At 73.4% G+C, this 25,524-nt stretch carries 21 protein-coding genes; 7 read left to right on the top strand and 14 right to left on the bottom strand.

The features are described from left to right. Positions 1-21 precede the first annotated feature (21 nt). From ASD33_RS14165 to ASD33_RS14155, 3 genes are read right to left on the bottom strand one after another with little or no spacing between them, the layout of a single operon-like run. Complete coding sequence (locus ASD33_RS14165; protein ID WP_079044765.1) at positions 22-825, bottom strand: sugar phosphate isomerase/epimerase family protein; 804 nt, start codon at positions 823-825, stop codon at positions 22-24. After that, on the bottom strand, positions 822-1,973 hold the full coding sequence (locus ASD33_RS14160) for a dihydrodipicolinate synthase family protein (RefSeq protein ID WP_056558617.1): 1,152 nt from the start codon (positions 1,971-1,973) through the stop codon (positions 822-824). The genes ASD33_RS14165 and ASD33_RS14160 overlap by 4 nt, the downstream gene beginning before the upstream one ends. Beyond that, positions 1,970-3,121: a Gfo/Idh/MocA family oxidoreductase gene (locus tag ASD33_RS14155; RefSeq protein WP_056558613.1), complete on the bottom strand. Its 1,152-nt coding sequence runs from the start codon at positions 3,119-3,121 to the stop codon at positions 1,970-1,972. Before ASD33_RS14155 ends, ASD33_RS14160 begins: the two co-directional genes overlap by 4 nt. 110 nt (positions 3,122-3,231) lie before the next feature. Here ASD33_RS14155 and ASD33_RS14150 point away from each other — a divergent pair, with 110 nt between their 5' ends. Further along, positions 3,232-4,278, top strand: a complete 1,047-nt coding sequence (locus ASD33_RS14150; protein WP_056558610.1) for a LacI family DNA-binding transcriptional regulator — start codon at positions 3,232-3,234, stop codon at positions 4,276-4,278. Between the two features lie 64 nt (positions 4,279-4,342). Here the strand turns inward: ASD33_RS14150 and ASD33_RS14145 are convergent, their stop codons facing one another. The 3 genes from ASD33_RS14145 to ASD33_RS14135 are packed head-to-tail and all read right to left on the bottom strand — an operon-like array spanning position 4,343 to position 6,686. Then, positions 4,343-4,906 carry an AAA family ATPase gene (locus tag ASD33_RS14145; RefSeq protein ID WP_056558607.1) on the bottom strand — a complete coding sequence of 188 codons (564 nt, stop codon included), beginning with the start codon at positions 4,904-4,906 and terminating at the stop codon, positions 4,343-4,345. A gap of 29 nt (positions 4,907-4,935) precedes the next feature. Next, positions 4,936-5,709, bottom strand: coding sequence for a hypothetical protein (locus ASD33_RS14140; protein WP_063991953.1), 774 nt, complete (start codon positions 5,707-5,709; stop codon positions 4,936-4,938). Further along, complete coding sequence (locus ASD33_RS14135; protein ID WP_056558604.1) at positions 5,706-6,686, bottom strand: EamA family transporter; 981 nt, start codon at positions 6,684-6,686, stop codon at positions 5,706-5,708. Before ASD33_RS14135 ends, ASD33_RS14140 begins: the two co-directional genes overlap by 4 nt. A 123-nt stretch (positions 6,687-6,809) precedes the next feature. Here ASD33_RS14135 and ASD33_RS14130 point away from each other — a divergent pair, with 123 nt between their 5' ends. Further along, the gene (locus ASD33_RS14130; protein WP_056558601.1) at positions 6,810-7,739 is read left to right on the top strand and encodes a LysR family transcriptional regulator; all 930 of its coding nucleotides are present in this window, start codon (positions 6,810-6,812) and stop codon (positions 7,737-7,739) included. Positions 7,740-7,837: 98 nt separating this feature from the next. After that, a complete protein-coding gene (locus tag ASD33_RS14125; protein WP_056558599.1) occupies positions 7,838-9,667 on the top strand; it encodes a glycoside hydrolase family 3 protein in 1,830 nt (609 codons plus the stop codon). An 89-nt stretch (positions 9,668-9,756) separates the two neighbouring features. Here ASD33_RS14125 and ASD33_RS14120 read toward each other — a convergent pair whose 3' ends face one another. From ASD33_RS14120 to speB, 6 genes are all read right to left on the bottom strand, one after another. After that, positions 9,757-11,208 carry a S28 family serine protease gene (locus ASD33_RS14120; protein ID WP_056558596.1) on the bottom strand — a complete coding sequence of 484 codons (1,452 nt, stop codon included), beginning with the start codon at positions 11,206-11,208 and terminating at the stop codon, positions 9,757-9,759. Between the two features lie 132 nt (positions 11,209-11,340). Further along, entirely contained in the window at positions 11,341-11,757 is a 417-nt protein-coding gene (locus ASD33_RS14115) for a hypothetical protein (RefSeq protein ID WP_056558593.1), read from the bottom strand. An 80-nt stretch (positions 11,758-11,837) separates the two neighbouring features. Next, complete coding sequence (locus tag ASD33_RS14110; RefSeq protein WP_056558590.1) at positions 11,838-12,191, bottom strand: hypothetical protein; 354 nt, start codon at positions 12,189-12,191, stop codon at positions 11,838-11,840. Between the two features lie 139 nt (positions 12,192-12,330). Beyond that, entirely contained in the window at positions 12,331-16,086 is a 3,756-nt protein-coding gene (locus ASD33_RS14105; protein WP_056558586.1) for an ABC transporter ATP-binding protein, read from the bottom strand. 235 nt (positions 16,087-16,321) lie between these two features. Then, complete coding sequence (locus ASD33_RS14100; RefSeq protein WP_056558581.1) at positions 16,322-18,004, bottom strand: thiamine pyrophosphate-binding protein; 1,683 nt, start codon at positions 18,002-18,004, stop codon at positions 16,322-16,324. Between the two features lie 104 nt (positions 18,005-18,108). Further along, positions 18,109-19,086, bottom strand: a complete 978-nt coding sequence (speB, locus tag ASD33_RS14095; protein ID WP_056558578.1) for an agmatinase — start codon at positions 19,084-19,086, stop codon at positions 18,109-18,111. Positions 19,087-19,220: 134 nt separating this feature from the next. Between speB and ASD33_RS14090 the strand changes: the two genes are divergently transcribed. The 4 genes from ASD33_RS14090 to ASD33_RS14075 all read left to right on the top strand — a co-directional run bounded on the left by ASD33_RS14090 (position 19,221) and on the right by ASD33_RS14075 (position 23,879). Then, positions 19,221-20,789: a PucR family transcriptional regulator gene (locus tag ASD33_RS14090; RefSeq protein WP_056558575.1), complete on the top strand. Its 1,569-nt coding sequence runs from the start codon at positions 19,221-19,223 to the stop codon at positions 20,787-20,789. A 78-nt stretch (positions 20,790-20,867) separates the two neighbouring features. After that, positions 20,868-22,025: an acyl-CoA dehydrogenase family protein gene (locus tag ASD33_RS14085; protein WP_056558572.1), complete on the top strand. Its 1,158-nt coding sequence runs from the start codon at positions 20,868-20,870 to the stop codon at positions 22,023-22,025. 6 nt (positions 22,026-22,031) lie between these two features. Beyond that, entirely contained in the window at positions 22,032-22,904 is an 873-nt protein-coding gene (locus ASD33_RS14080; protein ID WP_056558570.1) for an acyl-CoA thioesterase II, read from the top strand. 21 nt (positions 22,905-22,925) lie between these two features. Next, entirely contained in the window at positions 22,926-23,879 is a 954-nt protein-coding gene (locus ASD33_RS14075) for a cation diffusion facilitator family transporter (protein ID WP_056558566.1), read from the top strand. A 32-nt stretch (positions 23,880-23,911) separates the two neighbouring features. On the opposite strand, the gene ASD33_RS14070 is transcribed toward ASD33_RS14075, so the two are convergent. Together ASD33_RS14070 and ASD33_RS14065 are read right to left on the bottom strand one after the other, a co-directional pair. After that, on the bottom strand, positions 23,912-24,685 hold the full coding sequence (locus ASD33_RS14070; RefSeq protein WP_056558564.1) for a phosphatase: 774 nt from the start codon (positions 24,683-24,685) through the stop codon (positions 23,912-23,914). Positions 24,686-24,852: 167 nt separating this feature from the next. Further along, positions 24,853-25,449, bottom strand: coding sequence for a TetR/AcrR family transcriptional regulator (locus ASD33_RS14065; RefSeq protein WP_056558561.1), 597 nt, complete (start codon positions 25,447-25,449; stop codon positions 24,853-24,855). Positions 25,450-25,524: the final 75 nt, after the last annotated feature.

Here is a 25,524-nt window from a genome sequence, read left to right as displayed (position 1 = left end):
CGCTCCCGCCCGCAGGACGCGTCACACCGCCCGGAACGCCTCCAGCGTCTCCTCCAGGACCTCCACCCCGTCCCTCGCCCACAGGGCGTCGTTGAAGAGTTCCACCTCCACCGGGCCCGTGTAGCCCGTCTTCTCCAGCAGGGTCGTCCAGGCCGTGAGGTCGATCGAGCCCGTGCCCAGCTGGCCCCGGCCGTTGAGGACTCCGGCGGGGAGGGGGGTCGTCCAGTCCGCGAGCTGGAAGGAGTGGATGCGGCCCGTCGCGCCCGCGCGTTCCACCGCCGCCGGGGCGCGGTCGTCCCACCAGAGGTGGTACGTGTCCACGACCACGCCCACCTGCTCGGCGGGGAAGTGCTCCGCGATGTCCAGCGCCTGGTCCAGGGTGGAGACGGCGCAGCGGTCGGCGGCGTACATCGGGTGGAGGGGTTCGACGGCGAGGCGGATGCCGCGTTCGCCCGCGTAGGGGGCGAGTTCGCCGATGGCCTCGGTGATGCGGGCGCGGGCGGACGGCAGGTCCGGGTGGGCCGGGGTGAGGCCGCCGGAGACCAGGACGACGGTGTCGGTGCCGAGCACCACCGCCTCGTCGATCGCCGCGCGGTTGGACGCGAGCCAGCCCTCCGTGGTGAAGAAGCCGCCCCGGCAGAGGGTGGTGACGGTGAGGCCCGCGTCCCGTACCAGGTCGGCCGCCGCCTCCACCCCGTACTCCTGGACCGGCTCCCGCCACAGGCCCACGCCCGGGATGCCGAGGCGGACGCACTGGGCCACCAGCTCGGGCAGGGCGAGCTGCTTGACCGTCATCTGGTTGACGCTGAAGCGGTCGAGGTTCACCGCATGCCTCCGTGGACCGTGAGCAGGGACCGCATCCGGGCCTCGGCCAGCGCCGGGTCCGGGAACAGGCCGAGGCCGTCGGCCAGTTCGTAGGCCCGCGCGAGGTGCGGCAGCGAGCGGGCGGACTGGAGGCCGCCGACCATCGTGAAGTGGTCCTGGTGGCCGGCCAGCCAGGCGAGGAACACCACGCCCGTCTTGTAGAAGCGGGTCGGGGCCTCGAAGAGGTGCCGGGAGAGCGCGACCGTCGGGTCGAGGACCTTGCGGAAGCCGGCCGCGTCGCCGGTGTCCAGGGTCCTGACCGCCTCCGCCGCCAGCGGGGCGAGGGGGTCGAAGATGCCGAGCAGGGCGTGACTGAAACCCTGGTCGTCGCCCTCGATCAGCTCCGGGTAGTGGAAGTCGTCGCCCGTGTAGCAGCGGACGCCCTCCGGGAGCCGGCGGCGCAGCGCCACCTCGCGCCCCGCGTCGAGCAGGGAGACCTTGATGCCGTCGACCTTGTCGGGGTGGGCGGCGATCACGTCGAGGAAGGTCTCGGTGGCGGTGTCGAGGTCGGCGGAGCCCCAGTACCCGTCGAGCGCCGGGTCGAACATCGGGCCGAGCCAGTGCAGGATCACCGGTTCGCCCGCCTGGCGGAGGAGGTGGCCGTACAGGTCGAGGTAGTCCTCGGGGCCGGTCGCGGCGGCGGTCAGCGCGCGGGAGGCCATGAGGATGGCCTGGGCGCCGGACTCCTCGGCGACCGCGAGCTGTTCCTCGTAGGCCGCGCGGATCTCCGCGAGCGAGCCGCCCGCGATCTGGTCGGTGCCGACCCCGCAGGCGATCCGGCCGCCGACGGCCTTCGCCTCGGCCGACGAGCGGCGGATCAGTTCGGCCGCGCCGGCCCAGTCGAGGCCCATCCCGCGCTGCGCGGTGTCCATGGCCTCGGCGACCCCGAGGCCGTGGGACCAGAGGTGGCGGCGGAAGGCGAGGGTGGCGTCCCAGTCGACGGCGGCGGGCGAGTCGGGGGTGGTGTCGGCGAAGGGGTCCGCGACGACATGGGCGGCGGAGAAGACCGTACGGGAGGCCGGCGGGCCGGCGGGGGCGAGCGCGAGGGGCTGGGCGCGGGGCTCGTACTCCCGCACGCCGCCGTCGGGTCCGGGCAGGCGGATCGTCACAGCGTCACCTCCGGGACCTCCAGGCGACGGCCCTCGGCCGCCGACCTGAGGCCCAGCTCGGCCAGCTGGACGCCCCGGGCGCCCGCGAGCAGGTCCCAGTGGTACGGCTCCCCGAGGGTGACGTGCCGCAGGAACAGCTCCCACTGGGCCTTGAAGCCGTTGTCGAACTCGGCGTTGTCGGGGACCTCCTGCCACTGCTCGCGGAAGGGCTCGGTCGCCGGGATGTCCGGGTTCCAGACCGGCTTGGGGGTCGCCGAGCGGTGCTGGACACGGCAGTTGCGGAGTCCGGCGACGGCCGAGCCGTGGGTGCCGTCGACCTGGAACTCGACGAGTTCGTCGCGGTTGACGCGGACCGTCCAGGAGGAGTTGATCTGGGCGATGGCGCCGCCCTCCAGCTGGAAGATGCCGTAGGCGGCGTCGTCGGCGGTGGCCTCGTACGGCTTGCCCTGCTCGTCCCAGCGGCGCGGGACGTGGGTGGCGACCTGGGCGGTGACGGAGGTGACCCGGCCGAACAGCTCGTGGAGCACGTACTCCCAGTGCGGGAACATGTCGACGACGATGCCGCCGCCGTCCTCCGCGCGGTAGTTCCAGCTGGGGCGCTGGGCGTCCTGCCAGTCGCCCTCGAAGACCCAGTATCCGAACTCGCCGCGCACGGACAGGATCTCGCCGAAGAAGCCGCCGTCGATCAGGCGCTTCAGCTTGAGGAGCCCCGGGAGGAACAGCTTGTCCTGGACGACGCCGTGCTTCACGCCCTTCGCGGTGGCGAGCCGGGCCAGGTCCAGGGCGCCGGCCAGGTCGGCGGCGGTGGGCTTCTCGGTGTAGATGTGCTTCCCGGCCTCGATGGCCTTGGTGAGCGCCTCGACGCGGGCGGAGGTGACCTGGGCGTCGAAGTAGATGTCGACGCTGTCGTCGGCGAGGACGGCGTCGAGGTCGGTCGACCACTCGGTGAGGCCGTACCGCTCGGCGAGGGCGCGCAGGGCGGGCTCGCGGCGGCCGACGAGGACCGGCTCGGGCCAGAGGACGTCGCCGTTGCCGAGGTCGAGGCCGCCCTGTTCGCGGAGCGCGAGGATCGAGCGGACGAGGTGCTGGCGGTGTCCCATGCGTCCGGTGACGCCGTTCATGGCGATGCGGACTGTCCTGCGTGTCACGAAAGGTTCCTCTCCCCGGTGTTCCGCGCCTCGATAGAAAGCGCTTTCCATCGACGATGACGCTAGCCTGCCGACATCGCCGTCGACAAGGCCCCGGAGGTACGCACCCGATGACCGTCACCCTGGCGGACGTGGCCGCCCGCGCTCGGGTCTCCCCCGCGACCGTCTCCCGCGTCCTCAACGGCAACTACCCCGTCGCCGCGTCGACCCGCGAGCGGGTGCTCCGCGCGGTGGACGAACTGGACTACGTCCTCAACGGGCCCGCGAGTTCGCTCGCCGCCGCCACGTCCGACCTGGTCGGCGTCCTCGTCAACGACATCGCCGACCCCTTCTTCGGGATCATGGCCGGGGCCGCGCAGAGTGCCATCGGGGAGGGCGGGACCGGGCGCGGCGGCGGCGAGAAGCTCGCCGTCGTCTGCAACACCGGCGGCTCCCCGGAGCGCGAACTGACCTATCTCACCCTGCTCCAGAGGCAGCGGGCCGCCGCCGTCATCCTGATGGGCGGTTCCCTGGAGGGGCCCGAGCACCTGGCCGCCACGACGGCGAAGCTCGCCAAGCTCGCGGAGGCGGGGACGCGCGTGGTCCTCTGCGGGCGCCCGCCCGTGGACGGCGACGCGCACACGGCCGCGCTCGTCTTCGACAACCGGACCGGCGCGCGGCGCCTCACCGAGCACCTGCTCGGCCTCGGGCACCGGCGCATCGGGTACGCGGCCGGGCCCGCCGCCCGGACCACCACCCGGCATCGGCTCGAAGGACACCGCGAGGCGCTCGCGGCGGCGGGCGTCCCGGAGGGGCCGACCGTCCACGGCGCGTACGACCGGCAGGCCGGTTACGAGGCCACCGCCGAACTCCTCACCCGCGACCCCGGTCTCACGGCGGTCGTCGCCGCCAACGACACGGTGGCCCTCGGCGTCTGCGCGGCCCTGCGGGAACGGGGTCTGAGCATCCCCGGCGACGTGTCCGTCGCGGGCTTCGACGACCTGCCGTTCTCGGTGGACGCGGTCCCGTCGCTGACGACGGTGCACCTCCCGCTCCACGAGGCGGGCGTACGGGCGGGCCGCCTGGCCATGGGCACGGAGGACCCGCCGGCGGGCGGCCGGGAGGACGTACCGGCGGGGCTGGTGGTACGGGGGTCGACGGGGGCGCCTCGGGAGTGAGGGGCCCTGGGGGCGGGGGTGACGGGGCGGTCTCCCCGCCGGTTCCGGCGCGTCTGAGCCGGTGTCAGTCCAGCAGGGCCTTCAGGCCCGTCGCCGTGAGGACCGCCGTCACCGTCTCCTCGATCGTCTGGTCCGCGTTGTCGATCCAGACGCCCTCGCCGGAGAGTTCGGCGCGCATGGCCTCGTCCAGGAAGGCCCAGTTCGTCGTCAGCTTCTTGTGGCGGGCGTTGTTGCGCTCCCAGGCCTTGTCCGGGCCCGGGGCCAGGATCACCACGTGGAGCGGGGCCTTCACGTGGGCGCGGTAGAAGTCCAGGTGGGAGCGGCGTACGACCACGTCGTCGAGGACCGGCAGGAAGCCTGCCGAGGCGAAGCTGTCCGCGAGCAGGCAGCCGTTGCGGGCGCGCAGCAGGATCTGGCGGTCCGCCTCCGGGTCGCCGTCCGGGCTCGGCCAGTGGCAGCCCTGGACGATCAGTTCCTGGAGGTGGTCGACCTCGATGTGCGCGGAGCGGGCGAAGCGGGCCGCGAGGGCCGCCGCGACGGTGCTCTTCCCGCTCCCGGGGATCCCCGCCAACAGGAGGACTCCGGGAGCGGGTTCGGCGCTGTCGACGGTGACGTTCTCGAAGGTCATGCGGGGCGGCGCCTCTCAGCTGCGTACGGTCACAGGGGTGTGACACAGTAGCCCGGCTTACCGGGGGCGTCGATCATGTATTCGGCGCGCAGGAGGTAGTCCTCCGGCCCGCAGGAGGGCTCGTCCGCGACGCGGTACTCGGCGGCCGGCGAACCGCAGTCCACCTTCAGGAGCGCCTGGTCGGGCCAGTCGGCGGTGTTCTCGACGCAGTCGCCGACGGAGAGCCCGGCCCCCTTGCCGTCGCCGTCGGGGCCCGCGATCAGCCCGATGAGGAGGAGCGTCGGGACGGCGGCCGCGACGAGCGCGAGCGGGGTGAGCACCAGCATCGCGGGTGCCCGCCGCAGCACCCGCCGGCCGGGGTCCAGCGGCGCGCACCGGGCGCCGTACGGCTCGGGCAGCCGGCGGAACGCGGCGCGGGCGCCGGAGACGTTGCCGAGCACGACGAACGGCGTGACGAACAGCGAGAACAAGCCCCACCAGCCGGTGATGAGGGTGTCGGAGGTCATCTTCCGGTAGACGGCGAGGCCGCAGGTGCGGCAGAAGACACCGCGCCGGGTGACCGTGCGCATGACGACGACCATGCCCTGGTGGGCGCGGACGGTCGCCGCCGCGGCGGGCTGCGCGCCGCACACCTCGCACCCGTGCGGGGCGGTGGCGCCGTGGGGCGGCGGGGCCGGGTACGCCTGCCCGTAGGGCTGTTGCGGCTGTCCGTACGGCTGGGCCTGCGGCGGTCCGTACGGTGGTTGCGGCTGCCCGTACGGCTGGGCCTGCGGCTGCTGCCCGTACGGCTGCGGATGGTTCATGGCGTCGCTCCCCCGGTCGGCGTCGGCACCAGCACCCTAGCCTCCGACTCCGGGTCCGGGTCCGGGTCCGACTCCGAGTCCGACTCCGACTCCGACTCCGGCTCCTGGTCCCCGACTTGCTTCCGCTGGAACGACGTCAGCGCCACCCCGCCCACCAGCAGCGCCGCCGCGCACCACCGCAGCGGGCTCACGCCCTCCCCCAGGAACAGCGCCGCCGAGGACATGCCGAAGACGGGGACGAGGAGGGAGAAGGGAGCCACCGACGAGGCCGGGTAGCGGCGGAGGAGCCAGCCCCAGGCGCCGAAGCCGAAGACGGTGGTGACCCAGGCGACGTAGACGATGACGCCGGCGCCGGTCCAGTCGAGGCCGCGCAGGGCCGCCAGGTCGCGTTCCGGGCCCTCCAGGAGGAGGGAGAGGGCGAGCAGCGGCAGGACCGGCACCGTACTGACCCAGACCATGAAGTTGAGCGCGTCGGGCGGGGCGGCCCTACGGGTCAGGACGTTGGAGACGCCCCAGCAGACGGCCGCCCCGATGACCAGGGCGAAGCCGAGGAGCGAGCCGGTCCCGCCGCCGGCCTCGTCGGCCGCCGCGACGCCGATGCCCGTGAGGGCGACCGCCATCCCGAGCACCTTGCGGCGGCCGGGGCGTTCGCCGAGGGCGGCGAAGGCGAAGAGGGCGGTGAAGACGGCCTGGACCTGGAGGACGAGGGAGGAGAGCCCGGCGGGCGCGCCGAGGCTCATGCCGGTGAAGAGCAGGCCGAACTTGGCGACGCCGAGGGCGAGCCCGACGGCCACGATCCACTTCCAGGCGACGGTGGGGCGGCCGACCAGGAAGACGGCGGGCAGGGCGGCGGCGAGGAAGCGGAGGGCCGAGAAGAGCAGCGGCGGGAAGTGGTCGAGGCCGATCTCGATGACGACGAAGTTGACCCCCCAGACGGCGGCGACCAGGGCGGCGAGGGCGAGGTGGGTGGGGCGCATGGACCGAGCATGGCCGCCACCGACCGTGTAGCACCAGCACAGGTCTCTTCATGGTGGGATGTAGCAATGCTTCATCCCACCCCGGGCGGAAGTCCCAAACGGAACACCCCGAAGGAGGACCCCGTGCTCGATCTCGGCCGGCTCCGCGCCCTGCACGCCGTCGCCGCCCACGGCAGTGTCGGCGCCGCCGCCACCGCCCTCGGCTACACGCCGTCGGCGGTCTCCCAGCAGATCGCGAAGCTGGAGCGCGAGACCCGCACGACCCTGCTCGAACGCAGCGGCCGGGGCATCCGGCTCACCGACGAGGCCCATCAACTCGCCGACACGGCACGGCAGTTGCTCGCGATCGTCGAAGAGGCCGAGGTCCGCATCGAGGAGCGGCGCGGCCGGCCGTCGGGGCGGCTCGCGATCGGCTGCTTCGCGAGTGCGGCGCGCGGTCTGATGCCCCGGGCGCTGGCGGAGCTGACCCGGCTCCATCCGGACCTGGACGCGCGCCTCTCGGAGGTGGACCCGCACCTGTCGGTCGACCTGGTGGCGCGGGGCGTGATCGACCTGGCGGTGGCGCACGACTGGGACATCGCCCCGCTGCCGGTGCCGCCGGGCGTCGAGCAGGTGGTCATCGGGGACGACCGCTGCGACATCCTCGTGCACCGGGACCATCCGCTGGCGTCGCGGGAGGCGGTGCGCCGGGAGGAGCTGGCGGCCGAGCGGTGGATCTCGCAGCCGCCGGGGACGGTCTGCCACGACTGGCTGATGCGGACGCTGCGGGCGACCGGGTACGAGCCGCTGATCGCGCACCAGGCGGAGGAGAACCACACCCAGGTCGCCCTGGTGGCGGCCGGGCTGGGGATCGCGCTCGTGCCGCGCCTCGGGCGCGGGGCGCTGCCGCCCGAGGTGACCCCGGTGCGGCTCGACCCGATGCCGACGCGCCGGCTGCACGCCATGTGGCGGACGGGGGCGGCGCGGCGCCCGGCGATCCGGGAGACGGTCCGTACGCTCCAGGAACTCTGGCCCGGGATCGCCGCCGTGGGTGATTCCTGCGCGGGTCCTTGACCTGGCAGTTACTTTCGGGCTTTCGTGACTCCTTGGAAGTTTCCTTCAAGGGTTCTTCCGACGAGTCCTCCAACCTCGCACGGCCGGAAGGAGCATCAGTGCACCACCGCGCCCCCGCCCCCTCCCGACGCACCCTCCTCACGGTGACGGCCGCCGCAGCGGCGGCCGCCGTCACCGGGGTGAGCACCCCCGCCCACGCCGAGAAGGTACGGCCCGACGACCGGAAGCTCCGGCGGATCATCGACCGCATGTCCCTGGAGGAGAAGGTCGGCCAGCTCTTCGTGATGAGGGTGTACGGCCACTCCGCCACCGCCCCCGACCAGGCCGACATCGACGCCAACCTCCAGGAGATCGGCGTCCGGACGGCCGCCGAACTGGTCGAGCGCTACCACGTGGGCGGCGTCATCTACTTCACCTGGGCCCACAACACCCGCGACCCGCAGCAGATCGCGGAGCTGTCCAACGGCATCCAGCAGGCCGCACTCGCGCAGCCCACCCCGATCCCCGCGCTCATCTCGACCGACCAGGAGCACGGCATCGTCTGCCGGGTGGGCGAGCCCGCCACTCTGCTGCCGGGGGCGATGGCCCTCGGCGCCGGGGGGTCGCACGCGGACGCCCGCAAGGCGGCGCAGATCGCGGGCGAGGAGCTGGCGGCCGTCGGCATCCGGCAGAACTACGCGCCGGTCGCGGACGTCAACGTCAACCCGGCCAACCCGGTCATCGGGGTCCGTTCCTTCGGCTCCGACCCGGCGGCGGTCGCCGGGATGGTCGCGGCGCAGGTCAAGGGCTACCAGCGGGCCGGGGTCGCCGCGACCTCGAAGCACTTCCCCGGGCACGGCGACACGGCCGTCGACAGCCACTACGGGCTGCCGACGATCACCCACACCCGGGAGCAGTGGGCGGCGCTCGACGCCCCGCCGTTCCGGGCCGCGATCGACGCCGGGATCGACTCGATCATGACCGCGCACCTCGTGGTCCCGGCGCTCGACCCGAGCGAGGACCCGGCGACCCTGTCCCGGCCCATCCTCACCGGCATCCTGCGCGAACAGCTCGGCTACGACGGTGTGGTGGTCACCGACTCGCTCGGCATGGAGGGGGTGCGCACCAAGTACGGCGACGAGCGCGTGCCGGTCCTCGCCCTGAAGGCGGGGGTGGACCAGCTGCTCAACCCGCCGAAGCTGGACGTGGCGTGGAACGCGGTCCTGAAGGCGGTCGGGGACGGCGAGCTGACGGAGGCGCGGCTCGACGAATCGATCCTGCGGATCCTGCGGCTCAAGGCGAAGCTGGGTCTGTTCCGGAACGCGTACGCGACCCGGGCGGGCGTCGAGCGGGTGGTCGGCACGGCCGCGCACCTCGCGCACGCCGACCGGATCGCGGAGGCGACCACGACCCTGCTGGTCAACGACGACGGCTTCCTGCCGGTGGGTCCGGCCACGCACGGCCCGGTCCTGGTCGTCGGCGCCGATCCGGCCTCCCCGTCCGGTACGACGGGTCCGCCGACCACCACGCTCGCGACCGCCCTGACCGAGCTGGGCTTCACCGCGACGGCGCTCTCCACCGGGATCACCCCGACGGCGGCGAAGATCGACGAGGCGGTGGCGGCGGCGGCCGGGAAGCGGCTGGTCGTGGTGGGCACGTACAACGTCACCGCGAGCAGCCCGCAGCGGACGCTGGTGGCGCGGCTCGTGGCGACCGGGGTGCCCGTCGTGACGGTCGCGATCCGCAACCCGTACGACGTGGCCCGGATCTCCGGCCAGCGGGCGACGCTCGCGGCCTACTCGTGGACCGACGTCGAACTCCGGGCGGCCGTACGCGTCCTGGCCGGCCGGGCACGGCCGAGGGGGCGCCTGCCGGTCCCGGTGCAGAGCGCGGAGGACCCGGCGAAGGTGCTGTACCCGGTGGGGTACGGGCTGTCGTACGGGCGCTGAGGCCTCGGGCGGCGCCCCACACGCGCCCGGACCCGCACCACCCGTGCGGAGCACGAAGTGGTGCGGGTCCGGGTCCGGGCGAGGGAGTGTTACGGCCGCAGGCCGTGCTCCCGCGTCACGTCCTCGTCGACCGCCTTGTCGAGGCGGGCGTCGAAGCGGGCCAGCGGCTGCGCCGCCTGGACGGCCGGGGCGTCGACTCCGGCCCAGGCCAGGATGCGGGCGGTGGCGTTCTCGCGCTCCGCGTCGACGAGACCGGCGACGTTCGCCCCGTGGTTGGCACCCGGCGCGTAGTAGACGTAGCTGTCGCGCGCGCCCTTGCCGAGGTGGAACGGCTCGGCGCCCCACGGGTCGTTGCCGCCGTAGACGAAGAGCATCCGGTCGGCGTTCCTGCGGACCCAGTTGTCCACGTCCCGCATGACCTGCGGCTGGAACTTCATGGGGATCTCACGCGGCACGAAGCTACTGGCCGGCTGGTACCCGTAGCGGCTCAGGCCGTTCAGGTGCGGCTGCTTGATGCTGGGCGAGCCGAGCTGGGTGGCCGCCTGGTAGTAGTACGGCGTGTAGTACTCCAGGTCCTGGTCGGTGTAGGCGGACCAGCCGGAGTAGGCGTCGATCGTCTCGTAGACGGCGTCGTCGCTCGCGGTCTTCGCGTCCGGGATCTGGTCGCAGACGTCCTCGCCATAGTACTGCCAGAAGCCCCAGACGAAGTCGAGGACGACGGCCTCGTACGCCTTGTCGAGCGAGCCGAGGGTGTTGAAGGTGGCGCCCTCGGTCTCGGCCCACTCCTTGTACTTCTTCTGCAGCGGCTCGCGGCGGACGAGGGCCTCGCGCTGCATGTCGTTCAGGCGGTCGCGGCAGGCCTTCGTGCCCACGTTCTCGAAGAACCGGTCGTACGCCGAGTCCTCCTTGTTGACCACGTCGTTGGGGGCCACGTAGGCGACGACGCCGTCCATGTCCCTCGGGTAGAAGCGCTCGTAGTAGGTGGCCGTCATGCCGCCCTTGGAGCCACCGGTGGAGAGCCAGTTCTCGCTGTAGACCTTCTTCAGCGCGGTGAAGATGCGGTGCTGGTCGCTGGCGGCCTGCCAGATGTCGAGCTTCGACCAGTCGGCGGGCGCCGGGCGCGACGGCGTGAAGAAGCGGTACTCCATGGAGACCTGGTTGCCGTCGATGATCCGGGTCGGTTCGGCCCGGCTCGGCGTGGTGCTCAGCCCGTAGCCGCTGGTGCGGAAGACGGTGGGGCGGTCGGTGCCCTTGTGGAGGACCGAGATCCGCTGCTTGAACGTGCCCGCCCACGGGCGGTGGTGGTCGATCGGCTGGACGTAGTCCAGGACGAAGAAGCGGTAGCCGGCGTACGGCTTCTCCTCGATCAGGCTCATCCCGGGAATCGCCAGGAGGCGGTCCTTGATGTCCGTGCTCTGCGAGTCGGCGACGGACTGGCTGATGTTCTCGGTCTCGGTGTCCGCGGCTGTGGCCACGCCCGTCGAGCCGACGGTGCCTATCAGCACCGAAAGCGACAGCGCCCATCTGAGCGACTTGCGCATTCGTCCTCCCCTTGGTTCACAACGGTCTCGCGAACCTAGCGGGGGCAACGTGTGGACCGCCAGACCCAGTTGGTCCTTACGCTTGGACTTTCCTTCGCAAGGACACAGGAAACGGGCCCGGAGGGGCCTCCGTCAGCACAGGATCCAGCCCGTGGTCGTCCCCCGGCCGGCCACCGAAGCGACCGCGCGGACGCAGCGGTTGAGCGCGTGGACGGTGACGGGACCGGCCTGGCGGCCGAAGCGGCCGGCCTGCACGGCGGGGCGTCCGCCGCGCGGCTGGAGGGAGACGCTCATCGGGCGGAGGGCGCCGGGCCGCTTGGCGACGGTGACCGCGCAGGCGTAGTGGCGGGTCTTGTAGAGGCGCAGCTCGCCGGTGGCGAAGGCGATGGTGCGGGTGGGTCGGCCGTGACAGACGGAGACGGCGTCGGCGGTGGCGCCGCCGAGCCCGGGGCCGGGGAGCAGGAGCAGCGCGAGGGCGGCCAGGAGCGGGGCGAGGACCCGGGCGAGCAGCCGCCGGCCCGGCCGTGCGGTCGTCGTGTCCGTGGACATGCGTTCCCCTCCCGAGTGGACCGGCGTACGGGCGTACGACGCGCCCCGGGCCGGAATGGTTGCCTCCGGGCCCCCGGTGGCTACGCGAACGCGGTCAGGAGGAAGAGCAGGAAGACGCCCTCGGCGCCGAGCTGGGTCCAGAACGCCGCCCGGCGGACCTCCGGGCGGGAGCTGCTCTGCACGGTCACGAGCGCCGCGACGACGATCACCAGGGCGACGACGTACAGGAGGCCGGGGGTGCCGTCGCAGGCCTCGCCGTAGCTGAGGCAGCGGGCGGCGTTCTCCCGGGTGAGCACGAGGATGCCGGCGAGCAGGCTCGCGGGCACGAACAGCCCGACTCCGATCATGGAGCGCTTGCGCAGGCGTGCGCCCTCGACGTCCGGCGGGGTGACGGGGACGGGCGAGGCGGCGCGGGGACGGGGGTCGTTGCTCATGCCCCGATTCAATCCCGGCGGAGCGGCGGCCGGAATCCGCCGGGATACTCACCCGGGCGGACGAACCGTACTCAGGCCCCGCCCGGGCTCGGGTCCAGCCCGGGCCCGGGTCGGACCCCGCCCGGGCTCGGGTCCCGCCTCACACCCGCTCCGGCTCCTCCTCGTCCACGGCCTCGCCGATGAACGTGCTCCACAGCACCGCGTACCGGCCGCCCAGGGCGAGGAGTTCCTCGTGGGTGCCGTCCTCGGCGACCCGGCCGTGGTCCATCACGATCACCCGGTCGGCGCGGGCCGCCGTGGTCAGCCGGTGCGCGACGACCAGGGTGGTCCGGCGCCCGGCGAGCCGGTCGGTGGCCTGGTTGACCTGGGCCTCGGTGGCCAGGTCCAGGGCGGCCGTGGCCTCGTCGAGGAGCAGGATGTCGGGGTCGACGAGTTCGGCCCGGGCGAGGGCGATGAGCTGGCGCTGCCCGGCGGAGAGGTTGCGGCCCCGCTCGGCGACCTCGTGGAGGTAGCCGCCGTCGAGGGTGGCGATCATGTCGTGGGCGCCGACCGCGCGGGCCGCCGCCTCCACCTCGGCGTCGGTCGCCTCGGGGCGGCCGTACGCGATGGCGTCGCGGATCGTCCCCGCGAAGAGGTACGCCTCCTGCGGGACGACGCCGAGCCGGTGCCGGTACGCGGTGAGGTCGAGGTCCCGCAGATCGGTGCCGTCGGCGGTGACCCGGCCGCCCGTCGGGTCGTAGAACCGGGCGACCAGCTTGACCAGGGTCGACTTGCCCGCGCCGGTCTCACCGACGAAGGCGACGGTCTGGCCGGCCGGGATGCGCAGGTCGATGCCGGTGAGCGCGGTCTCGTCCTTGACGGTGCCGTCCTCCCCGCCGTACGCGAAGGAGACGTCCTCGAAGGCGATCTCGCCGCGCAGCGACAGCACGTCCAGGGGTGCGTCGGCGGCGACCGTCGACGTGGGCTCCTGGAGGAGTTCCTGCATCCGGCGCAGCGAGACGGTCGCCTGCTGGTAGCCGTCGAAGACCTGCGAGAGCTGCTGCACGGGGGCGAAGAACAGGTCGATGTAGAGGAGGTAGGCGACCAGGGCGCCGGTGGTGAGGGTGCCCGCCTCGATCCGGTTCGCGCCGACGATCATGACGGCGGCCGCGGCGGCCGAGGACAGCAGGGTGACGAAGGGGAAGTAGACCGAGATCAGCCACTGGCCCCGGACGCGCGCCTCGCGGTAGTGGTCGCTGCGCTCGGCGAACCGTTCCGCCCCGGACCGCTCGCGGCGGAAGGCCTGCACGATCCGGAGGCCGGAGACCGACTCCTGGAGGTCGGCGTTGACGACGCTGATCCGCTCACGGGCCAGCTCGTACGCCTTCACGCTGGAGCGGCGGAAGTAGTACGTGGCGACGGCGAGCACCGGCAGGGTCGCGAAGACGACCAGGGCGAGCTGGAGGTCGAGGACCAGCAGCGCGACCATGATCCCGAAGAAGGTGACGACCGAGACGAAGGCGGTGACCAGGCCCGTCTGGAGGAAGGTGGACAGGGCGTCCACGTCCGTGGTCATCCGGGTCATGATCCGGCCGGTCAGCTCGCGCTCGTAGTAGTCCAGGCCGAGGCGCTGGAGCTGGGCGAAGATCTTCAGCCGCAGCCCGTAGAGGACCCGCTCGCCGGTCCGGCCGGTCATCCGGATCTCGGCGGTCTGCGCGATCCACTGCACGAGCACGGTCACCAGCGCCAGCGCGGACGCCGCCCAGACGGCGCCGATCGCGAGCCGGTTCACGCCCTCGTCGATGCCGTGCCGGATCAGGACCGGGAGCAGCAGGCCCGCGCCGGCGTCGAGCGCGACCAGACCGAGGCTGACGAGGAGCGGGAGGCCGAAGCCGCGGAGCAGCCGGCGCAGGCCGTAGGTGTCTTCCGCGGACACGGCGCGGGCCTCGTCGATGCCGGGGGTGTCGTCGGCGGGCGGCAGGGCCTCGACGGCGGCGAGCAGCTCGGGGGTGACCCCCGGCGCGGTGCTCTCCCGGTCGGGGGTCTCCTCGCGCACCCACAGGGTGGGGGTGAGGCCGCGCTCTGCGTCGAACTCGGCGTCCAGCTCGGCCCGCAGCGTGCGGTCCTCGGGCGGGGCGGGCGGGGCGACGTGGCCGGGCGAGACGGCGCCCAGCTCGTCGGGGTCGGTGAGGAGGCGGCGGAAGAGCGGGGAGCGCTCCTCCAGCTCGGCGTGGGTGCCGATGTCGGCGAGCCGGCCGTCCTCCAGGACGGCGATGCGGTCGGCGAGGCCGAGGGTGGAGCGGCGGTGGGCGATGAGCAGGGTCGTACGGCCCGCCATCACCGACTTGAGGGCCTCGTGGATCTCGTGCTCGACCTTGGCGTCGACGGCTGAGGTGGCGTCGTCGAGGAGGAGCAGACGGGGGTCGGTGAGGATCGCGCGGGCGAGCGCGACGCGCTGGCGCTGGCCGCCGGAGAGGGTGAGGCCGTGCTCGCCGACCTTGGTGTCGTAGCCCTCGGGCAGTTCGGCGATGAACCGGTCGGCCTGGGCGGCGCGGGCGGCCGTCTCGATCTGCTCCTGGGTGGCGTCCGGGAAGCCGTACGCGATGTTGGCGCGGACGGTGTCGGAGAAGAGGAAGGAGTCCTCGGGGACGAGTCCGATCGCGGCGCGCAGCGAGTCGAGGGTGAGCTCGCGGACGTCGTGGCCGCCGACGAGGACGGCGCCGTGGGAGACGTCGTAGAAGCGGGGCAGGAGGAGGGAGACGGTGGACTTGCCGGAGCCGGAGGCGCCGACGACGGCGACGGTCTCGCCGGGGCGGATCTCCAGGGAGAAGCCGTCGAGGACGGGAGTGGTCCGGCCGGAGGCGCCCGGGTATCCGAAGCTCACGTCGTCGAACTCGACGGTGGCGGGGGCGTCCGCGGGGAGTTCCTTGGTGCCGTCCTGGATGACCGGCTCGGTGTCGACGAGTTCGAGGACCCGCTCGACGCCCGCGCGGGCCTGCTGGCCGACGGTGAGGACCATGGCGAGCATGCGGACCGGGCCGACGAGGGAGGCCAGGTAGGAGGAGAAGGCGACGAAGGTGCCGAGGGTGATCTGGCCCCGGTAGGCGAGCCAGCCGCCGAGGGCGAGGACGGCGACCTGGCCGAGGGCGGGGACGGCCTGGAGGGCCGGGGTGTACTTGGAGTTCAGCCGGATCGTCCGCAGCCGGCCGGCGAACAGCTTCCGCCCGGCCTCGCGGATCTTGCCGGTCTCCTGGTCCTCCTGGCCGAAGCCCTTGACGACCCGGACGCCGGTCACGGCCCCGTCGACGACTCCGGCGACGACGGCGGCCTGCTGCTGCGCGTGCCAGGTGGCGGGGTGGAGGCGGGTGCGGCTGCGCTTGGCGATCCACCAGAGGGCGGGGGCGACGGCGAGCGCGACGAGGGTGAGGGGCAGGGACAGCCAGGCCATCACGGCCAGCGAGATGAGGAAGAGCAGGATGTTCCCGATGGTCATCGGGAGCATGAACAGCAGGCCCTGGATCAGCTGGAGGTCGCTGGTCGCCCGCCCGACGACCTGCCCGGTGGACAGCTCGTCCTGCCGCCGCCCGTCGAGCCGGGTGATGGTGGCGTACATGTCGGTACGCAGGTCGTGCTGGACGTCGAGGGCGAGCCGGCCGCCGTAGTAGCGGCGGATGTAGGTGAGGGCGTAGACGACGACGGCGGCGCCGACGAGCAGCCCGGTCCAGACGCCGAGGCTCCGGGTCTTCGTCCCGATGACGTCGTCGATGATCACCTTGGTGACCAGCGGCACGAGCGCGAGCACGGCCATCCCGAGCAGGGACGACCCGAGCGCGAGCACCACGTTGGCCTTGTACCGCCACGCGTACCCGGCCAGCCTGCGCGCCCAGCCCTGCTGTTTCTCCCCGACCGCCGCCACGAAGGGCCTCCCGTCCGTCCTGCTCTACCGGAAGGCCCAACACGGCTGGGCTGCGATTTCATCCCGCCGCAACAAATCGGCGGCGGGCTCCGGCCGAAGGTCCCGGCCGGTTCGGCCGGGAGGCCTAGGACCCCGGCCGGGGCTCGGCCGGGTTCGGGCGGTGTCCCCTGGCCGGGTTCGGGCGGGGTCCCTGCCGGGTTCTGGCGGGGTCCCTGCCGGGTTCGGGCCGGTGTGCTCAGAGGTGCGTCGGCTCGAACATCCGGAGGAGCGCCGGGAGAACCACCACCGACGGGCCCGGGGTCGCGAGGGACTTCGCGAGGTCCGCCGCCAGGGATTCCGGGGTCGTCGCGGTCGCCGGGACGCCGAAGGACTCCGACAGGGCCACGAAGTCCGGGCGGGCCAGTTCCGTGCCGGTGGCCTCGCCGAAGGCGTCCGTCATGTACTCGCGCAGGATGCCGTAGCCGCCGTCGTCGACGATCAGCCACGTCACGTCGAGGCCGTACTGCCTCGCCGTCGCCAGCTCCGCGATCGAGTACATCGCGCCGCCGTCGCCGGAGACCGCGAGGACCGGCCGGCTCGGGTCGGCCACCGCCGCGCCGAGGGCCGCCGGGAAGGCATAGCCGAGGCCGCCGGCGCCCTGCGCGGAGTGCATCGTGTTCGGGTGCTTCGCGTCGAAGGCCGACCACGCCCAGTACGCCAGGATCGTCATGTCCCAGAAGCTCGGGGAGCGGTCCGGCAGCGCCTCCCGTACCGCCGCGACGACCCGCTGTTCCAGACCGAGGTCCTGGGCCGCGATCCGGTCCCGGACCTTGGCCAGGACCGCCGAGACCCGCTCGGGGGCCGTCGGGTCGGTGCGCTCCGGGACCGTCTCCAGGAGTGCCTGGAGCGCCATCCTGGCGTCCGCGTGGATGCCGAGCGCCGGGTGGTTCGACTCCAGCTTCCCGGCGTCCGCCTCGATCTGGATCACCCGGCCGCGCGGCGCGAACGTGTGGTAGTTCGAGGACAGCTCACCGAGGCCCGAGCCGATGACGAGGAGGACGTCGGCGTCCTCCAGGAAGTCGGTGGTGTGCCGGTCCTCCAGCCAGGACTGGAGGGACAGCGGGTGCTCCCACGGGAACGCGCCCTTGCCGCCGAAGGTCGTCACCACCGGCATGTCCAGCCGCTCCGCGAGCGCGAGGAGCTTGCCCGAGGCGTCGGAGCGGACGACGCCGCCGCCCGCGATGACCGCCGGGCGCTCGGCGTTCGCGAGGAGGTGCGCCGCGACCGCCGTCAGCTCGGGGCGCGGGACGACCTCCTCGGGCGTCGCGTCCATCGCCGTCACCACCGGCAGGATCGTCTCCGCGAGGAGCACGTCCTGCGGGATCTCCACCCAGACCGGCCCGTGCGGGGCGGTGAGCGCCGACTCCCAGGCCGCCGCGACGACGGAGGGGATCTGGGACTGCGTACGGACCGTGTGGACGGACTTCACCACGTCCCGGAACGAGGCCTGCTGGTCGCGCAGCTCGTGGAGGTAGCCGTGCCGGCCGCCGCCGAGGCCGGCCACCGGGATCTGGCTGCCGATCGCGAGGACGGGCGCGGACGCGGCGGCCGCCTCCTGGAGCGCGGCGAGCGACATGAGGGCGCCGGGCCCGGTGGAGAGCAGCAGCGGGGCGGCCTCGCCGGTGATCCGGCCGTAGGCGTCGGCGGCGAAGCCCGCGTTGTTCTCGACGCGCAGGCCGACGTACGTCAGCGTCGAGCGGCGGAGGGCGTCGAACATGCCCAGGGCGTGCTGCCCGGGGAGACCGAAGACGGTGGTGGCGCCGAGGCCGGTGAGGGTCTCGATGACGAGGTCGCCGCCGTTGCGCCCCTCGGGCGGGTCGAGCGCGGCGGCCGTCTGCGCGTCGGTGGGGCGGAGTACCAGGTCGTGGTCGTGGGTCATCGGATCCCTCGGGGCGTGGCGTGGTCGGTGCGGTGCGGCCCGGTGGCCGGGGCGGGCCCCGCGTTCCGCCCGGGGGAGGAACGCGGGGCACCCCCGACAGGTTCCTACTTCGCCGCGCGACCCGCCGCGATCTGGCGGGACATGATCGTCGTCAGCTCGTACGCGGTGTGGGAGGCGGCGACCGCGGTGATCTCGGCGTGGTCGTACGCCGGGGCGACCTCGACGACGTCCGCCGACACCAGGTTGCAGGAGGACAGGCCGCGCAGGATCTCCAGCAGCTCGCGGGAGGTCATGCCGCCCGCCTCGGGGGTGCCGGTGCCGGGGGCGTGGGCCGGGTCGAGGCAGTCGATGTCGATGGAGATGTACAGCGGGCGGTCGCCGATGCGCTGGCGCAGCTGGTCGGCGACCTCGTCGGCGCCGCGGCGGTAGACGTCCGCCGAGGTGACGATGCCGAAGCCCATCTTCTCGTCGTCGGTGAGGTCCTGCTTGCCGTAGAGCGGGCCGCGGGTGCCGACGTGGGAGAGCGCCTCGGTGTCGAGGATGCCCTCCTCGACGGCCCGGCGGAACGGCGTGCCGTGGGTGTACTCGGCGCCGAAGTAGGTGTCCCAGGTGTCGAGGTGCGCGTCGAAGTGGAGCAGGGCGACGGGGCCGTGCTTCTTGGCGACGGAGCGGAGCAGCGGCAGCGCGATGGTGTGGTCGCCGCCGAGCGTCATCATGCGGGCGCCGGAGGCGAGCAGGTCGTCGGCGGCGGCCTCGATGGTCTCGACGGCCTCGTTGATGTTGAACGGGTTGGCGGCGATGTCGCCGGCGTCCGCGACCTGGGCGAGGGCGAACGGGGAGGCGTCCTGCGCCGGGTTGTACGGGCGGAGCAGGCGGGAGGCCTCGCGGATGGCGTTGCCGCCGAAGCGGGCGCCGGGGCGGTAGGAGACGCCGCTGTCGAAGGGGACGCCGACCACGGCGATGTCGGTGGTGCCGACCTCGTCGAGCCGCGGCAGGCGGGCGAACGTCGCGGGACCGGCGTACCGCGGGACGCGGGACGAGTCGATCGGGCCGCGCGGGGTGTTCTGGTCGCTGCTGCTCATGGTCGGGGTCCTCCTGAGGTGGATCGGTCGGGGTCCGCCCGTGGCCCCGGATGGTCTCGACGGTAGGTCGCCGGGGCCCTCCGTTGAAGGGTACGTTTCCTCCACTGTCGACACCGGATGTGTACGAAGGATCCATGACCGTGTCCGTACCGGAACCCGCCTCCCCCACTCCTCCCGCGCCGCCCGTCTCCCTCGCCGCGCTGCTCGCCCGCCGGGACCTGGGGCTCCGGCTGCTCGCCGGGCCCGAGGACGTGCCGCTGCACTGGGTGCACACCTCGGAGATGGCCGACCCGTACCCGTACCTCCTCGGCGGGGAGCTGCTGATGACGGCGGGCGTGCAGCTCGCCGAGCCGGCGCGGTACGTGGAACGGGTGGTGGAGGCGGGGGCGGCGGCGCTCGCCTTCGGGGTGACGCCGGTGTACGACACGGTCCCGGCGGAGCTGGTCGAGGCCTGCGCGCGGCACGGGCTGCCGCTGGTCGAGGTGCCGCCGAGGACCCCGTTCACGGCGGTCGCGCGGGCGGTGTGGCGGCTGATGGCCGAGGCCCGGCTGCACGAGCTGCGCCGGGTGACGGAGGCCCAGCAGTCCCTGGCGGCGGCCGCCGCCCGGCCGGCCCCGGTCCCGGCGGTCCTCGGCGCGCTCGCCTCGCGGCTCGCGGGGCGGGCGGTGCTCTTCGGGGCGGACGGCACGGAGTCGGCGGCGGCGGGCCGGGCGGTACCGGCGGAGGCGTCACGGGCCCTGCGGGACCTGGCGGGGGTGCTGGGCCCGCGCCCCGGCGGGCCCGCCTCGGCGAGCGGGGACGGCGGCGGGCTGCGGCTCGCGGCGTACGCGCTGGGCGGCGGGGACGGTCTGACGCTCGGGGTGGCGACGGAGCGGCGCGGCCCCGGGGACCACACGATCGCGGGGGTCGCGGTCGTCCTGCTGTCCCTGCTGACGGCCCCGCACCGGGGCGCGGACGCGACGGTACGGGACGGGGCGCTGGTCCGGCTGCTGCTGGGCGCGGCCCCGGCGGAGGCGGCGGACGCGCTGGGTCCCGGCCCGTGGACGGTGGTCCACGCCGCGGGCGGCGACGGCACGCCGTTCGCGGCGGCGAGCCTGGCGGCGGCGCTGGGGACGGCCCTGGTGGACGCGGGGGCCGGCGGGGGCGGGGGACGCGCCCGTACGGACGCGGGTACGGAGATCGCCCCAGGCACAGGCACAGGCACCGGCACCGGCACCGGCACCGGCACCGGCGGAGTCACCCCCGCCCCCGTCCGTCTCCTCCTCCCCTCCTCCGCCCCCGCCCTCACCCCCCAGGAGGGCTGGACCCTCGGGGCGAGCGCGCCCGTCGACGCCGCCGGGCTCGCCGCCGGGGACGCGCAGGCGGCGCGGGCGCTGCGCCGGGCGGAGGCCACCCGGGCGGCCCTGGTACGGCACCGGACGGGCGGATTCGCGGCGCTCGTGGACCGGGACGAGGCCGCCGCGTTCGCCCGTGAGCTGCTCGCGCCGCTCGGGGAGCCGCTGACCGAGACCCTGCGCGCGTGGCTCTCGCTGCACGGCAGCTGGGACCGGACGGCGGTGGCGACGGGCCTGCACCGCAACACCGTGCGGCAGCGGATCGCCCGCTGCGCGGCGCTCCTCGACCGGGACCTGGACGATCCGGACGTACGGATGGAGCTGTGGTTCGCATTGCACTCGGGCCCGAACGCTGGACAGAGGGGTTGACCGATCGGTAACTTCGTCCCCAAGAGGGCTGAGCAAGCGCTTAGACAAACCTGGACCGGACACGAAGGAGGGCGACTCGTGCGCCGTACCGTATTCAACGAGGACCACGAGGCGTTCCGGGAGACCATCCGCGCCTTCATCGAGGCCGAGGTCGTCCCCGTCTACGACGAGTGGTTCGCCGCGGGCCAGGCGCCCCGCGAGTTCTACGACAAGCTCGGCGAGCTGGGCATCTTCGGCATCAACGTGCCCGAGGAGTTCGGCGGCGCGGGCCTGGACACCCACAAGTTCGAGGCCGTCCTGTACGAGGAGACCTCGCGCGCCGGCGTGCAGTTCGGCGGCTCCGGCGTCCACGTGCTGCTCGCCCTGCCGTACATCAAGATGCTCGCCACCGGCGACCAGAAGAAGCGCTTCCTGCCGAAGTTCGTCACCGGCGAGGAGATGTGGGCCCTCGCGATGACCGAGCCGGGCACCGGCTCCGACGTCGCGGGCATGAAGACCACCGCCAAGCTCTCCGAGGACGGCACGCACTACGTCCTCAACGGCGCCAAGACCTTCATCACCGGTGGCGTCCACGCCGACCGCGTGATCGTCTGCGCCCGCACCTCCGCCCCGAGCGCCGAGGACCGCCGCTTCGGCATCTCCCTCTTCGCCGTGGACACCAAGTCCGAGGGCTACTCCATCGGCCGCAAGCTGGACAAGCTGGGCCTGCGCACCTCCGACACGGCCGAGCTGGCCTTCGTCGACGTCAAGGTGCCGGTCGAGGACCTGCTCGGCGAGGAGGGCAAGGGCTTCTCGTACCTCGGCCACAACCTCGCCTCCGAGCGCTGGGGCATCGCCTTCGGCGCCTACGCCCAGGCCAAGGCCGCCGTCCGCTTCGCGCAGCAGTACGTGCAGGAGCGCACGGTCTTCGGCAAGACGGTCGCCTCCTTCCAGAACACCAAGTTCGAGCTGGCCGCCTGCCAGGCCGAGGTGGACGCCGCCGAGGCCGTCGCCGACCGCGCCCTGGAGGCCCTGGACGCGGGCGAGCTGTCCCCGGCCGAGGCCGCGAGCGCCAAGCTGTTCTGCACCGAGGTCGCGCACCGCGTGATCGACCGCTGCCTCCAGCTGCACGGCGGCTACGGCTACATGAACGAGTACCCGATCGCCCGCCTGTACGCCGACAACCGCGTCAACCGCATCTACGGCGGCACCAGCGAGATCATGAAGTCGATCATCGCCAAGTCGATGGGCCTTTAGGTCCAGGTGCCCGACACACACAGCGCCCTGGACGGCCTGCTCGATCTGCTCGACCTGGAGCGGATCGAGCGGGACATCTTCCGGGGTGAGTCCCGGTCCGCGCTCGTCCCCCGCGTCTTCGGCGGCCAGGTGGCCGCCCAGGCGCTGGTGGCGGCGGGCCGGACCGTGCCCGGCGACCGGCTCGCCCACTCGCTCCACGCGTACTTCCTGCGCGCCGGCGACCCGGGCGCCCCGATCGTCTACACGGTGGACCGCATCCGCGACGGACGCTCCTTCACCACCCGCCGGGTGGTCGCGGTCCAGCACGGGCAGCCGATATTCCACCTCTCGGCGTCCTTCCAGACGTACGAGGAGGGGCTCGACCACCAGGTCGACATGCCCCCCGCGCCGGACCCGGAGTCACTGCCCACACCGGCCGAGATGCTCCCCCGCCACCTCCCCCGCGAGGTCGCGGACCGGCTGGTCGAGGCGCGCGCGGCGGTGGACCTGCGGTACGCGGACGTACCGCCCTGGGGTTCGGTCGGGCAGCCGCGCGAGCCGCGCTCGCAGGTGTGGTTCCGCACCAACGGCAAGCTCGCCGACGACCCCCTGCTGCACGTCGTCCTCGCCACGTACGTCTCCGACATGACGCTGCTCGACTCGGTCCTCCTCGCCCACGGGCGGGGCGGCTGGGCCGTCGGGGACGTGGTCGGGGCCTCCCTGGACCACGCGATGTGGTTCCACCGGCCGTTCCGCGCCGACGAATGGCTCCTGTACGACCAGGAGTCGCCGACCGCGTCCGGCGGGCGCGGTCTCGGCCAGGCCCGGATCTACACGCGGGACGGGCGGCTCGCGATCTCCGTCATCCAGGAGGGTGTCGTTCGCGTCCCGCGCCGATGACCGGACATACCGTCCGATGTCATGACGGAGCAGTCGGGGAGCGGTGAGAGCACCTTCACGGTGATCGTGGCGGCGGTGGCGAACCTGGGGATCGCCGTCGCCAAGGCCGTCGCCGGTGTCGTCAGCGGATCCAGCGCGATGCTGTCGGAGGCCGCGCACTCCGTCGCGGACACGGTCACCGAGGTCATGCTGCTCACCGCGCTCAAGCGGAGCGAGAAGCCGGCCGACGAGGACCACCCGGTGGGGTACGCGGGCGAGCGCTACGTCTGGGCGATGCTCGCGGCCGTGGCCACCTTCGTGGGCGGCGCGGTCTTCTCGGTCTACGACGGCATCCACACCCTCACCCACGGCGAGGAGCTCGGCGACCCGCTGATCTCCTACGTCGTCCTCGGCGTCGCCTTCCTCCTGGAGGGCTTCTCGCTGCGGACCGGGGTGAAGCAGGTGAAGGCCGAGGCGGAGCGGGCGCGCGCCCCCTTCGCCCGCTATCTGCGGCTGATGCCCGACACCACCGTCAAGGCGGTGGTCATGGAGGACTCCGCCGCCCTCGCCGGACTCATGCTGGCGGCGGGCGGCCTCCTCGGCGGCCAGATCACCGGCTCCGGCGTCTGGGACGGCGTCGCCTCGATCCTGATCGGCTGCCTGCTGGTCTACGTGGCCTGGGTGCTGGGCCGCTCCAACGCCGAACTCCTCATCGGCCGGCCGCTCCCCCGCACGATGCGGAAGGAGATCCGCGAGGAGCTGCTCTCCGTCCCGCACATCGTGGACGTCCTCGACCTGACCACCCTCATCCAGGGCCCCGGCGAGGTCCTGATCGCGGCGAAGATCGACTTCCGGGACGTGGCGTCGGCGGCCCAGGTCGAGTGGGCCTGCGAGGACGCCGAACAACAGCTCCGCGAACGCTTCCCCCAGATCCGCCGGGTGTACCTGGACCCGACACCGGGCGTGGCCCAGCGCCGGGACGGGCGGGAGCGGTAGGCGGGACCCGTCGGGTGGGGCCCGCCGCGCCGTCAGGCCAGCCCGGCCGCGTCCAGCGTGTACGCCGTCAGCGGCTCGTAGTAGCGGGGGTCCAGGACGTGGTCGTCCAGGGGGATCGTGACCTGCATCGTGCCCTCCGCCTCTCCGATGAAGAGTGCCGGGTCGTTGCAGTCCGCGTACCCGACGGAGTCGATCCCCCGCTGGCCCGCGCGCCCGGCCCAGCCGTGGTCCGCGATCACCAGGTCGGGGCGGCCGTCCTCGCCGAGCCCGTCCAGGATCGCGTTCATCGGCTCCGGGGAGTGGGTGTGCCAGAGGCTGGCACCGCGCTCGAAGACGGCGACGTCCGCGAACTGCACCACGTACCCCTCGTCGGCGACGAGCCCGCCGGGGATCCGGACGATGTCGCAGCCCTGGGCCCGCAGCGCGGCGGCGACCCGGCTGTGCACGTCGATCAGCGCCCCGGGGTGACCGGTCGCGAAGAGGACCCGCTCACGGCCGGCGGCGGCCTTGCGCAGCCGGGCGGCCATCCGGTCGAGGCCGTCCACGGTCAGCTCGGGATCGATGGTGTCCTGGCCGGCGCGGTGGGCCGGGTCGTCGATGACTCCGCAGCGCTCGGCCATCACGGCGAGCACGTCCTGCTCGTCGGTCCAGCGGTCACCGAGCTCCAGGCCGAGCCAGTAGTGCCGGTCGCCGTTGGCGAGCTTGCGGTAGTGGGAGAGGTTGTTGTCGCGCGGGGTCGCGACGTCTCCCGCGATCCGGGTGCGGACGAGGTGCTCGACGAGGGCGGGGCGGCTGAGTATCGGCATGGGGTTCATTCTGGAGGACGCCGCCACGTCACGGGCAATCGTTTCGTCCCGTGGACCCGTCGGATGCCGCGGAGGGGCCTGCCGGAGCCCACCGGAACCGGCCGCCGGACCCGCTGTCGGACCCGCCGGGGGCCTGCGCCCGGACCTGCGCCCGGACCCGCCCCGACCTACCCCCCGAGCGCCCCGAACGCCCCGTGCGCCAGTCGCTTGAGCAGGGTCTCCATCGGGCCCCGGCCCAGCGCCGCCAGGTGCGGGGTGGAGTTCAGCAGGCCGAAGACGGCGTGGACGGCGGTCCGGGACTCCGACTCCCCCGCGTCCGGGTACAGCTCGCGCACGACCGTGACCCACAGCTCCACGTACTGCCGCTGGAGCTGCCGCACCCGCTTGCGGTCCTCGTCCTTGAGGCGGTCCAGCTCGCGGTCGTGGAGCGTGATCAGCGGCCGGTCGTCGAGGGCGAAGTCGATGTGCCCGTCGATGAGGGAGCCGAGGAGGACGCGCGGGTCCCCGTCGGCTTCGGCCACGCGCAGGCGTCCGCCGGACAGGAGCCGCTCGCTGATGCCGACCAGCAGCTCGGCGAGCATCGCGTCCTTGCCGGGGAAGTGCCGGTAGAGCCCGGGGCCGCTGATGCCGACGGCGGCCCCTATCTCGTCCACGCCGACGCCGTGGAACCCGCGCTCGGCGAAGAGGCGGGCGGCCTCCTTGAGGATCTGCTCGCGGCGGGTCGGCGCGTCGGTCCTGCCGGTGGCGGTCGGGGTCGTGGTCATGAAGTCGATTCTAGACAACCCCGTTAGCGGTCGTTAACCTGAGCGTCATACGTTAACGCTCATTAACCGAGCAAG

Source organism: Streptomyces sp. Root1304 (genome assembly GCF_001426405.1).
Lineage (GTDB): Bacteria > Actinomycetota > Actinomycetes > Streptomycetales > Streptomycetaceae > Streptomyces.
The sequence above is the reverse complement of the archived record's forward strand: the minus strand, read 5'-3'. Positions and strand labels throughout refer to the sequence as shown.

What these genes read in the sequence shown, in the direction of transcription:
- ASD33_RS14150 (WP_056558610.1), top strand. Translation starts at nt 3,232, where the DNA reads ATGACCGTCACCCTGGCGGACGTGGCCGCCCGCGCTCGGGTCTCCCCC.
- ASD33_RS14145 (WP_056558607.1), bottom strand. Translation starts at nt 4,906, where the DNA reads ATGACCTTCGAGAACGTCACCGTCGACAGCGCCGAACCCGCTCCCGGA.
- ASD33_RS14140 (WP_063991953.1), bottom strand. Translation starts at nt 5,709, where the DNA reads ATGAACCATCCGCAGCCGTACGGGCAGCAGCCGCAGGCCCAGCCGTAC.
- ASD33_RS14135 (WP_056558604.1), bottom strand. Translation starts at nt 6,686, where the DNA reads ATGCGCCCCACCCACCTCGCCCTCGCCGCCCTGGTCGCCGCCGTCTGG.
- ASD33_RS14120 (WP_056558596.1), bottom strand. Translation starts at nt 11,208, where the DNA reads ATGCGCAAGTCGCTCAGATGGGCGCTGTCGCTTTCGGTGCTGATAGGC.
- ASD33_RS14115 (WP_056558593.1), bottom strand. Translation starts at nt 11,757, where the DNA reads ATGTCCACGGACACGACGACCGCACGGCCGGGCCGGCGGCTGCTCGCC.
- ASD33_RS14110 (WP_056558590.1), bottom strand. Translation starts at nt 12,191, where the DNA reads ATGAGCAACGACCCCCGTCCCCGCGCCGCCTCGCCCGTCCCCGTCACC.
- ASD33_RS14100 (WP_056558581.1), bottom strand. Translation starts at nt 18,004, where the DNA reads ATGACCCACGACCACGACCTGGTACTCCGCCCCACCGACGCGCAGACG.
- speB (WP_056558578.1), bottom strand. Translation starts at nt 19,086, where the DNA reads ATGAGCAGCAGCGACCAGAACACCCCGCGCGGCCCGATCGACTCGTCC.
- ASD33_RS14090 (WP_056558575.1), top strand. Translation starts at nt 19,221, where the DNA reads ATGACCGTGTCCGTACCGGAACCCGCCTCCCCCACTCCTCCCGCGCCG.
- ASD33_RS14075 (WP_056558566.1), top strand. Translation starts at nt 22,926, where the DNA reads ATGACGGAGCAGTCGGGGAGCGGTGAGAGCACCTTCACGGTGATCGTG.
- ASD33_RS14070 (WP_056558564.1), bottom strand. Translation starts at nt 24,685, where the DNA reads ATGCCGATACTCAGCCGCCCCGCCCTCGTCGAGCACCTCGTCCGCACC.
- ASD33_RS14065 (WP_056558561.1), bottom strand. Translation starts at nt 25,449, where the DNA reads ATGACCACGACCCCGACCGCCACCGGCAGGACCGACGCGCCGACCCGC.